Annotated in this window: 8 protein-coding genes and 1 tRNA gene; 4 read left to right on the forward strand and 5 right to left on the reverse strand. The window is 36.1% G+C overall.

Going from position 1 to position 12,644, the window contains the following annotated elements:
• Positions 1-185 precede the first annotated feature (185 nt).
• The 3 genes from fabD to RYK20_RS01010 all read left to right on the forward strand — a co-directional run bounded on the left by fabD (position 186) and on the right by RYK20_RS01010 (position 2,881).
• Entirely contained in the window at positions 186-1,064 is an 879-nt protein-coding gene (gene fabD / locus RYK20_RS01000; protein ID WP_314894086.1) for an ACP S-malonyltransferase, read from the forward strand.
• Between the two features lie 173 nt (positions 1,065-1,237).
• Entirely contained in the window at positions 1,238-1,900 is a 663-nt protein-coding gene (locus RYK20_RS01005) for an epoxyqueuosine reductase QueH (RefSeq protein ID WP_314894087.1), read from the forward strand.
• Positions 1,901-1,909: 9 nt separating this feature from the next.
• Positions 1,910-2,881: a polyprenyl synthetase family protein gene (locus RYK20_RS01010; protein WP_314894088.1), complete on the forward strand. Its 972-nt coding sequence runs from the start codon at positions 1,910-1,912 to the stop codon at positions 2,879-2,881.
• Positions 2,882-2,918: 37 nt separating this feature from the next.
• On the opposite strand, the gene RYK20_RS01015 is transcribed toward RYK20_RS01010, so the two are convergent.
• From RYK20_RS01015 to RYK20_RS01025, 3 genes are all read right to left on the reverse strand, one after another.
• The gene (locus RYK20_RS01015) at positions 2,919-3,533 is read right to left on the reverse strand and encodes a deoxynucleoside kinase (protein WP_314894089.1); all 615 of its coding nucleotides are present in this window, start codon (positions 3,531-3,533) and stop codon (positions 2,919-2,921) included.
• Position 3,534: 1 nt separating this feature from the next.
• The gene (locus tag RYK20_RS01020) at positions 3,535-4,038 is read right to left on the reverse strand and encodes an Lrp/AsnC family transcriptional regulator (RefSeq protein WP_297978009.1); all 504 of its coding nucleotides are present in this window, start codon (positions 4,036-4,038) and stop codon (positions 3,535-3,537) included.
• Positions 4,039-4,152: 114 nt separating this feature from the next.
• Positions 4,153-9,603: an MG2 domain-containing protein gene (locus RYK20_RS01025; protein ID WP_314894090.1), complete on the reverse strand. Its 5,451-nt coding sequence runs from the start codon at positions 9,601-9,603 to the stop codon at positions 4,153-4,155.
• A gap of 249 nt (positions 9,604-9,852) precedes the next feature.
• Between RYK20_RS01025 and RYK20_RS01030 the strand changes: the two genes are divergently transcribed.
• Entirely contained in the window at positions 9,853-11,229 is a 1,377-nt protein-coding gene (locus RYK20_RS01030; RefSeq protein ID WP_311455844.1) for an anaerobic C4-dicarboxylate transporter, read from the forward strand.
• Between the two features lie 121 nt (positions 11,230-11,350).
• On the opposite strand, the gene RYK20_RS01035 is transcribed toward RYK20_RS01030, so the two are convergent.
• Positions 11,351-11,424, reverse strand: a tRNA-Asn gene (locus RYK20_RS01035).
• Between the two features lie 125 nt (positions 11,425-11,549).
• Positions 11,550-12,554: a glycosyltransferase gene (locus RYK20_RS01040; RefSeq protein WP_314894091.1), complete on the reverse strand. Its 1,005-nt coding sequence runs from the start codon at positions 12,552-12,554 to the stop codon at positions 11,550-11,552.
• Positions 12,555-12,644: the final 90 nt, after the last annotated feature.

Genomic DNA, 12,644 nt, shown 5'->3' on the forward strand with positions numbered 1-12,644 from the left:
GATATGCAAATAATATTAAAGCTTTATTAGCGAAGTAGTTCAAATATATTTATTTGCAAATTTACTACTTTTCAAAAACACAACCAAATAATTAACTCTAGTTTAACTTTCAAAGATTCTGTTTGTCTATTACAGAAAAATATTGTACTTTTGCCTAAGAAAAACATTTTTAAATATAGAAAAAAATGAAAAAAGCTTATATTTTCCCTGGTCAAGGCTCCCAATTTGTAGGAATGGGAAAGGATTTATATGAGGCAAATCCTCTTGTCCAATCCCTCTTTGAGGAAGCTAATGCTATCTTAGGATTTTCTATTACAGATATTATGTTTGCTGGCGATGAGGAATCCCTTAAGCAGACAAGAGTAACGCAACCCGCCATTTTCTTACATTCTGTTATTCAGAGCCGTGTATTAGGGGATTCTTTTGCTCCTGATATGGTTGCAGGGCATTCCTTGGGAGAGTTCTCTGCCTTGGTTGCCAGTGGCGTATTAACTTTTGAGCAAGGCTTACGCCTAGTCTCCAAACGTGCTCAGGCTATGCAAAAAGCGTGCGAACTCCAACGTGGAACAATGGCTGCCATCTTAGGATTAGAAGATGCACAAATAGAAAAAATCTGTAGTGAAATAGAGGGTATTGTGACACCTGCAAACTATAACTGTCCTGGACAGTTAGTTATCTCAGGAGAATATAGTGCCGTAGAGAATGCTTGTGAAGCTATGAAGGAAGCTGGTGCCAAGCGTGCCCAGATTCTTTCGGTAGGAGGGGCTTTCCATTCTGCTTTAATGAAACCCGCTGAAGAAGAGCTTGCTACTGCTATTCAAGAAATTACATTCCAAAAACCACTATGCCCCATCTACCAGAATGTGACCACTACAGCTATAACCGACCCTGAAAAAATCAAGCAAAATCTTATCGCTCAACTAACAGCTCCTGTTAGATGGACACAAAGTATCCGACAAATGATTCAGGATGGAGCTACTGATTTTATCGAACTTGCTCCTGGAAAAGTTCTTCAAGGATTGGTCAAAAAAATTAATAAAGAGGTGAATGTATGTTCAGCTTAATTCTTGAAAAAAAGAATGAAAAAAGTTGCATATCCAGAAAAAAATCGTACCTTTGCACTCGCTTTGTGCAATCGTTTAAATAGTTGCTCATAATAAGAAAATTTGAAAAAGGCTTTCATCATTGTGTGAAAGTCTTTTTTGAATTAAACTCAAAGCAACCTAATAAAAATTCTATGGAAATTATCAGAGAAAAATTAGTCCTTCCTAATGGAGGTAAAAAACTTCTGCTACACTCTTGTTGCGCCCCTTGTTCTGGAGAAGTAATGGAAGCCATTAGTGCTTCTGGTATTGAATTCACCATTTTTTTCTATAACCCTAATATTCACCCTAAAAAAGAATACGAAATTCGTAAAAATGAGAATATTCGCTTTGCAGAACAGTTAGGAATTCCCATTATAGATGCTGACTATGATGTAGATAATTGGTACGAACGTGCTAAGGGAATGGAATATGAACCTGAACGAGGCAAACGTTGTACGATGTGTTTTGATATGCGCTTTGAACGGACTGCTCTCTATGCTTATGAAAATGGATTCGACACGATTACTAGTTCTTTAGGAATCTCTCGCTGGAAGAATTTTGACCAAATCAATGATAGTGGCTTACGTGCTGTAGCTCCTTATGAGGGAATTACTTATTGGACACATAACTGGCGAAAAAAAGGTGGTTCTGCACGTATGCTGGAAATTAGTAAGCGAGAACACTTCTATATGCAGGAATATTGTGGTTGTGCTTATTCTCTGCGTGATACCAACCAATGGCGATTAGCTAATGGAAGAGAGCGTATCCAGATAGGGGTGAAATACTATGGTATCAATGATAATAATGAACAATAAGTCCAGTATATGCAACTAATTACTGATTATCAGAATGAATTTCTGTCTTTCTTAAAAGAACATATACAGAAAAGAGAGCCCAAGAATCTTTATGATCCGATTCAATATATCCTCAATGTAGGAGGAAAACGCTTACGCCCTGTTCTTACTATGCTAAGTACAGATATTTTTGGCAAGGATTATCACCAAGCCCTTTATGCAGCATTAGCTGTAGAAATTTTTCATAATTTTTCGTTAGTACATGATGATATTATGGACGAGGCTCCCTTAAGGAGAGGGCAACCTACCGTTCATACAAAGTGGAATCTCAATACAGGAATCCTCTCAGGTGATGCTATGCTTATTCTTGCTTACCAATATTTTGAACGTTATGAACCAATTATCTTCCGACAACTTGCTGAAATATTCAGCAAAACAGCTCTTGAAGTATGTGAAGGACAACAATATGACGTAGATTTTGAAAAAGAAGAACAGGTATCTACCTCACAATACCTAAAAATGATTACCTATAAAACAGCTGTTCTTGTAGGAGCAGCCCTGAAAATGGGGGCTATCATTGCTGAAACCTCTGAGGAAAATAAGCAAAAAATCTATGATTTTGGTATTGCTCTAGGAATTGCTTACCAATTACAAGATGATTACTTGGATACCTTTGGGGATAATACTTTCGGGAAAAAAATAGGAGGAGACATTCTACAAAATAAAAAAACCTTGCTTTATCTGAATACCTTAGAAAAAGGTTCCTCTGAAGAAAAAGAAGCTCTTATGCGCCTCTACAAGTTCCCTATAGAGAATGAGAAAGAGAAAATTGTAAAGGTAACCCAGTTGTTTATCTCTACAGGTAGTGATCTTTTTCTCCGTTCAGAAGTAGAAAACTACACCCTAAAGGCTTTTTCTATCCTAGATACTCTTGAAATATCAGAGCAAAAGAAAGAAATCCTAAAAGAATTCGGCAAAAGCCTTATGAATAGGAATATATAAGATAATAGCGAATCATCAATAAGATTCGCTATTATTTTTAAAAAAGTCCATTAATTTGAGTGTCTATACGCTGGATAACCTCACCCAAATCTTCTTGATTCTGGACAAAATCTAACTTATCGGTATCTATAATTAGAAGTTTCCCCTTATCATAACCACTAATCCATTCCTCATAACATTCATTCAGCCTATTAAGATAATCAATAGAAATACTACTCTCATATTCCCTTCCTCTCTTATGGATTTGACTAACCAAATTAGCTATTGAGCTTCTCAAATAGATAAGCAAATCAGGAGGAGCTATAAAATTCTCCATAAGATCAAATAGAGAACGATAATTGGTAAAATCTCTTGTAGAAAGTAATCCCATTGTGTGGAGATTAGGAGCAAAAATATAAGCATCTTCATAGATTGTTCTATCCTGAATTACATTCTTTTTACTTTCTCTTATTTGAAGAATTTGTCGAAATCGATGATTCAGAAAGAACACCTGCAGATTAAAGCTCCATCGCTCCATATTAGCATAAAAATCATACAAATATGGATTATCCGATACCTCCTCATAGTGAGCTTCCCACTTATAATGTTTTGACAATAAGGAAGTGAGAGAGGTTTTCCCCGCCCCTATATTCCCAGCTATGGCAAAGTGCATTCTATTCTTCTTTTGGAGTTTCTTCTATTACTTCTTCATCTAATATACACTTAATCATTGAAGTGTTCTTAATACTCTGAATAGTAAAAGCACTTTGGATATTTGAAATAATATTCAACTTAGAAATTTTATGTACTACGAAGTTCTGATAGTCTTTCATATCCTTTAGGATAAGCTTAAGAAGAAAATCATAAGGTCCTGCCATATAATAAGCTTCTTGTACTTCATCCAAGCTACGTACATAAGTTTCAAATTCTTCAAATAAGCTCTCTTGATGACGAATAAGCTTTACCTGACAATAAGCCACCAAACTTTTTCCTAAAGCATCAGGATTCACTACAGCAACATACTTTTGGATTACATTAAGTGCTTCTAATTTCTTGATACGTTCGTGCACAGGTGTTATAGAAAGATTGACTTTTTTAGCCAATTCCTTAACAGACTGCTTACTATCTTGTTGTAGCTCATCTAAGAGAATGAGATCTACTTGGTCAAATGATAACATATTCCTATATTTTGTTGCAAAGATACGATTTTTTAGGCAAAAGCACTAATTTTAGTTGCTAAAATTAGTGCTTTTTAGATTTCTATAACTGTTATTAATTCATTTTATAAAATATTACTCTATTTTTATCCATTTACCTGTGGTATGAGTATTATAGTTTTTATCATACATTGCTTCTGCATAAGTTCCTGAAAGATAGTACTTCCCTTTATAAGAAGCATTTAGCTTAAGAGTAAAGGTTTTTGTTTTCCCTGCACCTAATCCAAAATAGATAAGAGCACGGTCATCACGAATATCAGCATAATCCCATTTATCATTTTGGTCTCCATAGTCGGTAAAGCGAGTATTGATAACCTCCCATCCAGAAGGAATAAATTGAGTAAGAGCCACATTAGAAATAGCACTTTGAGTAGTATTTGTAACTGATATTTTAGCTACAAAACTTGTTCCTTGAGGAAGTGATTCTACCGAAAGATTTCCATTCTTATCAGAAGAGAAGCTCGTCTGGATAGCTAGTCCATTCTGTTGGATAAGTTCTTTTCCTATCGGGAGAATACCACTAGTAACTACTCTTGCATAAAGGGTAATTGCTGATTTGTTCTGTAGGCTGAGCTTATGATTTCCTTGAGCTACATTAAGCTTTTTGGTTGTCATTCCTGTATTACCACTGGTAAGGGTTCCATTATCAGTTGTACTCTGGTAAGCAAGAGAAAAAGCCTTTCCTGCCTTATTTTTAGCTACATAAAGAGCCATTGCATAAAGGCTATAAGCGGTTGTCTGGGTACTTAGCCACTCTTGAGAAGAGAGCTTTTCAGAAATCTTCAAGGCTAATTCAGCTGCTATCTGTGTTTTACCCAATAATAAAGCTGTTTCCAAGGACATTGCTTGATTACGCAAAGAAGAACCATAGCCATAATTATTCTCTGTCTCCGTATCAAAAGTAACCCGCTTGAAGAGCTCTTCCGCAGCCTTTTTCTCTCCTGCAATAGCATAGGCTGCTGCCAATCGTGAGAGTGCTTCCCCTGAGAGTCCCGAAGCTTCTCTTAACCTATTCATAGAGGCTATATCTGGAGATTTGGCAAGTGCCAAGGTATATAACCTATAAGCTTGATTAAAGGCTGCATTAGAACCATTAGGAGTCCAATTACGGGCTAATGTCTTCTGATAAGCAATCCATTTAGTCTTGCTTCCTGAAGGAAGAGCAAAGCCTTTTCGTTCTGCCTCTATATAGAATTGTCCTATATAGGAAGTTACCCACTCATCGGCGTAATCCAATCCTTGCCAATAGGAAAACCCTCCATTAGGTAATTGATTTTCAGAAACTTTACGTATGGCCGCCGTTACATTCTTCTGTACTTCCTGCTGTTGCGTCAATGAGAGCGTTTCAAAATCAGCTAAATAAAGCTGAGGGAAAGCTCCTGAGGTAAGCTGTTCTCCACATCCGTGAGGATACTCAATAAGATATTTTAAGCGTTGTGCCAAATTGACTCCAGGGAAGCTTGAAACTTCCAAAATACTCTCTCCCGTTCCTTTTTCTCCAAATGCTTCAAAAGAAATATTTCCTGAAGTATTGGGTTGTAAAATTAGAGATTTCACTTGATAAATCTTAGGATTAGGATTATAGACATCCATTTCCACGTCATAAACTGCCCTTTCATTCCCTGAAATAGCCTCAACTGTAATCTTACCTATTCCTATTTCATTTACTTTCAAACTAAAGTAAGCCATTTTCTCGGCTGGGGCTGTAAATGTTACTTGCTGTTGAGCTTGTCCTTGTAAAGAAAACTTCTCATTAGTTTTAACTCGGACTGTTACATTTTTTATCTGTGGTTCAGTAGCAAAAACAGTTATAGGTAAGGTAATTTCCTCACCAGGTACTGCCTTACGAGGTAAGGAAGCCAATACCATCAGAGGACTAGTTACAGGAACAGTTTTCTCTACACTTCCAAAGGCATTATGCTGTACATCGGAAGCTATAACCATCACACGAGCAGAACCCACATAATTAGGAATATTTATTTTATGAGATTTCACACCTGATGGTAAGTAGAAAGGACCTTGAACTATTGTCAGAGGCTTAAAGCGATTTGCTTTTTTAGCTTGTCCTGCTCCTAAATCCTCATCCCCCCCGATACTAAATACCTGATTTATTGTTCCTCCAAAAGCTCCTATAACATCATTATAAATATCCCACGTTCTTACCCCTAAAGCTGTTTTAGTAAAGAAAGTATTCCACGGATTAGGGGTTCTAAAACGAGTAAGATCAAGCAAGCCATCCTCTACAATAGCCAAAGAATAGGTCATTGGTTTTCCCGTTTTTTCTCTTACTTTAATTGTAACTTGTTTTTCTGGACGAAGCACTTCAGGCATCTCTATAATAGGTTCAAGCCTTGTTTTAGGATCATATACTGAAATAGGTGCAATTCCATATAAGCGGATAGGTGCATCATTCTTTGTCTGCGCGTGAGGTTGCAGAAGAGTTACATAAAGATACACATTAGGTGCCATATCACTTGTAATAGGCAAGTGATAAGTAGTTTTACCTTTTTGGGTATTTACCCAATAAGTCTTTAGGACTTTAGAGCCATTTTCTACAGAAATTAGAGCTCGCCCTCCTTGATCCGAAGGGAAAGTAAGGAGTACCTTCTCTCCTACTTTATACTCTTTTTTATCAGTAGAAAGCATTAGCATAGTAGCATCTTTTCCAGCATCCTCCTCATTTTGCCCCCAAGAGTAAAAATAAGCAGCAATTCCTGCTTCGTGTTGGCTTTCTGTATCCTCTACCAAGAAGAAATATCTTCCTGCTTCATCATCTTTTATTTGAATATCAAAAGTAGCCTTACCATCACTATGAGTAGTAGCTTCCTTAGTAAAAGCAAGCCCTTGAGAAGGAGATGAATTATAAGTAGATATATTATATTCTGATACATCCCACCACCAGCTTTTTTCTACTTTGTAAGCAAGGAGCTTAACCTTACGCCCTGCAATAGGCTTCCCTTCTTCAGAGACTACCAAAGTTTGGAATTTAGCCACTTTCCCTGTCTGATAATCCTCTGTATTAGGAGCAAGAGGTTTTATACCTACATAAGAGGCATAAGGAGAATAAGTGGCTGAAGTAACATCTGTACTAAAGTCACCTCCTTGCTCATTAGCTTGGGTAAGGAAATTGACCTTGAGCATTTGGGAAGCATTCTGTAACTTCTTAGGTTGGAAGAAGAAGGAAGCGCTTCCTTTCTCATCTGTTTGTCCTTCAAATACACTAATTTCCTGTGAAGTAGGTGGAAAAGAAGTATTATGGAAAGTATAGCTTTCATAGCCCTTGAAAGGATTAGACTTAGGATATAACTTCCCTGTAACAATTACTTTCACCTCATTGGCAGGAACACCTTGTAACCAATCTACTTGTAGAGTAGCGTTTTGTCCTTGATTAGAGATAAACTTATCTGTGAGACTATTATTAATTTTAAGACGATTGGGCTTAATGGTCTCTATTTTTATCGTCTTACTATAAGTAGAAGCTCCTACATTTACCTGACAAGACCAATTTCCTGTAAGAGCCTCAGGATGTGTATGTAAGGTAAATAAATAGTGGTTTTGTAGATTAGAATTCTTAACTATCTGTTGCATTACTTTTCCATTAGGATCTGAGAAAGTAAGCTTAATAGGAAGCCTTTCTGGAAGCTTATTCGCATAATCATTAAAAATAAATCCTACAGAAATACTATCACCTGGTCGCCATACTCCACGTTCTGTATAAAGGTAACCATTACGCCCTTTTTCAAGCTCCAATCCTCCTACATCATAACTACTCACGGACTGACTAGCCCCATCATTAATCTTCACATAAGTAGTATTATTATTCTTACGTGCGATAGCAAAATAAGCCTGCTTGGAGGTTTTTACAAAAGCTATTCCTTCAGCATTTGTACTTGCCTCAGAGAGTTTTTGTTGTTGATAATCATATAGTTCTACTTTAGCTCCTGCAACTGGAGCTGTAGAAAGCAGATCATTAACTACCACAGTATAATCATCTTCCTGCCCTCTCTTGACTACGACTCCCAAGTCTGTCGCCAATACATTTGTCTCTACTGCTTTATTATAATAGTAGCTATCTGTACAAGGGTCATCTCTTTCGTCCCAATCATAGTAATAATATTCATCATAATCATAATAATCACTATCCCCTCCTTCTTCTGCTATAAGAAGATTTTCTTCCTTAATAGGTGTATTATCTGGATTACAGTTCAGGGCATACTCTCGCTTGAAGTCTATTTTTACTCGATAAATAGCCCCAGGCTCAGGCTTTATGAGCTTAGAAAGATCCAAGGCGTGTGTGCTCCACTTAGAAAGTGAATTTTTGGTAACCGATTGTATAGGAATTTGCTTACGAGCTATTGTTGCTCCTACTCTACGCAATCGAGAGGCACCATTAAGATCATTTTCTTGTAAGAATTGGAGTACATTATTCTGATAGATACGTAAGACACTTACTTCCACTGCTCTAAGATTAATCGTCTGGAAATTAATCTTAAGATTCTGAGAACTAGGCAGAAGTGTTCCATTACGTACTAGGCGTACTTGAGGTTTGATAGGATCAAAAGTAAGCTTCCCTGAGAAATCATACTTCATACGATCTCCATACTGGCTTTTGATTCCTTGATATACTTTTATTTTGACCTCATTATCAAAATTCACATCACTATATACCTTAAGTATATTCCCTGAGGTAGAATATTTGAACTGAGAGTCATAATTCTCTACAGTAACTAGCCCACGGAAATCCTGATTCTTCTCTATAGGAGCAGAGAAGATGAGATTAAATGAGTTATTCTCCCCTTCATTCTGAAGAAGCTGAACAACCCCAAAGCTATCATTCTTAGGTATATTAATAGAAGCTTCTCCCTTACTAGTGATATCATAAGCTCCTCCATCCCAGCGTATCTCAAGCAACTGGCTTCCTTTCTCAGGAGAAGGAATACTATCTATAACAATAGGCATTTCCTTAGCAGCCTCACTACTAAGTGCCTTAACCTGTAATCGCTTACCACCTATAGTTGCAAAAACCATATTAGGTATCATCTCTGGAGAAAGCTTGTCACTAGCTTCTATCTGTGCATTAAGAAAATAATAATCAGGACTATAAGACTGTAAATCACGTGTATTGACTTCAAATAAAAGATTTTGAGTACGTACACGAAAAAAGAATTTCTCTTGTTCCTTATTTACATTCAGTACCTGTGAGAGATTAAATATTACTTGATACTCCTTATTATAGGAAAGAGGTTCTCTAGGAACAAATTTCACAGAATTACCTTCAAAGGTAGCATACCCATCTACCTTAGGAGAAAATTCAAAAACTTTCTCAGTGTCTATATTCTCAATCTGTTCAATATCTAAAGACTCTGTTAAGAGTACTTCAATAGGTTCTTCAGTGGAAATAAGCCCTGAGGTAAAACCTGTTATATACTCCTTGAAAAGAGTAGGATCACTGTCCTTGTAACCATTATTCTTCTTACAAGAGACAAATAAGCATAAAACAACAAGAATAGATAAATAGTTCTTCATTGGGTTCTATTTTTTTATTATTAGCGGGCAAATATAAGCATATATTTCCATTTATCAAAATATTTTTAGCGAAATATTCTTAAATTTTATCTCTACCAATATGTTTTTTTATCCTGAAAATTATTCTCAAAAAATCATATAGATTTGCAAAAAAATATTTTCTTTTTCTTTGGTGGAATAATTTTTTTTCATAGCTTTACACCCGAAAAACAATCATTTTATTTATTCTCTAATGTAAATTAAATTTCTATGAACACGTATGTATTGATTTTAGAATTTCTTTTCCTCTTGGGAATGCTCTATGCAGGGAGCCGTTATGGAGGAATCGGGCTTGGAGTTATCTCTGGTATAGGCTTAATTATTGAAGTTTTTGTATTCAGAATGCCTCCTGCCTCAGCTCCCATTGAAGTAATGCTGATTATCCTCGCTGTAGTTACTTGCGCTTCTATTCTGGAAGCCGCTGGAGGATTAAAGTTTATGCTTCAGGTAGCAGAAAAAATCCTACGAAAAAATCCCAAACAAATTACTTTTTTAGGACCTATTGCTACTTATACACTTACTTTTATGCTTGGAACAGGACACGCAGTGTATTCTATTATGCCTATTATTGGAGATATAGCCTTAAAGAATAAAATTCGTCCTGAGAGACCAATGGCAGCAGCCTCTGTAGCTTCTCAGCTTGCCCTCACAGCTAGTCCTATCTCTGCTGTTGTTAATGTATATCTAGGCAAGGCTCTTATTGATCTTTTTCACTTACAGGGAGGAGCTAACCTAACATTACTCAATGTCCTTTCTGTTACACTACCCGCTACCTTCTTAGGAATGTTGGCAATGTGCCTCTATAGCCTTCGTAGAGGAAAAGATCTGGAAAAAGATCCAGAGTACCAACGCCGATTACAGGATCCTACCTACAGAGACCTTATCCTTAATAGTACCAAGACTACCCTAAATGATTATATACCACAGTCCGCCAAGAATGCTGTATATATATTCCTTTCCTCTATTGTAATTATTGTTATTCTAGCCCTTTATGAAGATATCCGAACTTTTGAAGTTATAAAAGAGGGAGTTGTCACTAAAAATATTGTTTCTATGGGAGTTATTATCCAGATGGTAATGCTTTGTTTTGGAGGTATTATTCTTATTTCGTGTAAGACTCCTGTAAGACTTGTTCCAGAAGGTGTTGTATTCAAATCAGGAATGGTGGCTTGTATTGCTATCTTTGGGATAGCTTGGATGAGTGACACTTATTTTACTTATGCAATGCCTTATTTTGAGCAAGGAATCACTTCAATGGTAAAAGCTTATCCTTGGACATTTATATTTGCTCTTTTTGCTGTTTCTGTAGTAATCAACAGCCAAGCTGCAACAGCTAAAATGATGCTTCCTGTAGCCATTGCGATGGGACTTCCTGTTCCTCTACTAATAGGTATTATGCCTGCCACCTATGCTTATTTCTTCATTCCTAATTATCCATCAGATATCGCCACCGTAAATTTTGATCCTACCGGTACCACCAAAATAGGAAAATATTATTTCAATCATAGCTTTATGGTTCCTGGGCTTATTGCAGTGGGAATATCATGCCTTGTGGGGATTGGATTAGCTGAGATCTTCATCCGTTAAAAATCCTTTAAAAAGAAATTAAGTAAAACTACTAATAAAATAGGTGTTATCAAGCACCTATTTTATTTTCAATTCTAAAGAGTATTTTCAAAAAAAGACACCTATTACAGTGTCTCTTTTGCTCCCCCTACTGGACTTGAACCAGTGACCCTCTGATTAACAGTCAGATGCTCTAACCAACTGAGCTAAGGAGGAATATTTTTATGTTTTGGAAAACTTTATTTATCTATCAATTTTCCGAGTGCAAAGGTACAACTTTTTTTGAAACTGACAAATTTTTTAAGCTATTTTTTTCAAATTATTTTTTATTTCATTGATTTTCATTTATTTATATTAAAAAATAATTTAGGAAATAATTCTTCTGGGGGCTTTTTAGAGAATAAAATCCGAAAAGTAGCCTGCAAAAAACCTATTCCATAACTAAAAAATTGAATACAAACTGCCTTAATAGAGAGGAATCCAATCTCTGTACTATGATTTATATGCCTGCTATCAAAGAATATTAAGGTAAAATAAATCAAATAAGGAAGTAGAAATTCCCAGAAGCCAAAAACTGTCGCAAGAAAAGCAAAAACAAATCCTAGTAAAAAAAGTGTAGGAAACCAATGGACTATTTTTCTATAAGAAGGATGCCAAAGGTTAAGAATAGCACGTGTCTGTCCAAATTTTCTTACTTGTATATTATATTTTTCCCAAGAAATGCGTCGCTTATGATACACAAATGCCTCTTCTATAAAAGCTGTTTGAAAGCCTGCTTTCCATAAGCGAATGGTCAGATCTGGATCTTCCCCTGGGTGTATATAGCCAAATCCTCCAGTAGCCTCAAATGCTTTACGAGAAATCCCCATATTAAAACTACGAGGTTCAAACCGACCTATTGTATGTTTACTCCCTCGAATTCCTCCTGTGGTGAGCAAGGAAGTCATTGCATAGTTAATTGCTTTTTGTATAGGAGTGAAGGTATCTGTAGCAGCATCGGCTCCCCCAAAGCAATCCACATAATTTTGCTGAAGAAAATCATTAACCACATCCAAATAATGAGTAGGCAATAAACAATCAGAATCCAAAATGATAAAATAATCTCCTTTAGCTCTCTGCATCCCAAAATTACGACTATCTCCAGGACCTGTATTAGGCTTAGTCAAATAAGTAATATCTATTCTATTCTGAAAAGAATCCACCACCTCTTGTGAGGAGAGTGTAGAGCCATCTTCTATAACTAAAGTCTCAAAATCCCCCGTAAAAGTTTGCTGAACTAGTGTTTCCAGAAGTTCTTTAACTTCATCAGGTCGGTTATATACAGGTATAATAAAAGAATATTTCATCGGTTATATACTAATTAAAATAAAAACTATTAAGAATTAGAAATAAACATAACATCTTGCAAAGATAATAAAAAAATAAAAGGTAATAGA

Origin of the sequence: uncultured Capnocytophaga sp. (assembly GCF_963525585.1) — a bacterium.
Lineage (GTDB): Bacteria > Bacteroidota > Bacteroidia > Flavobacteriales > Flavobacteriaceae > Capnocytophaga.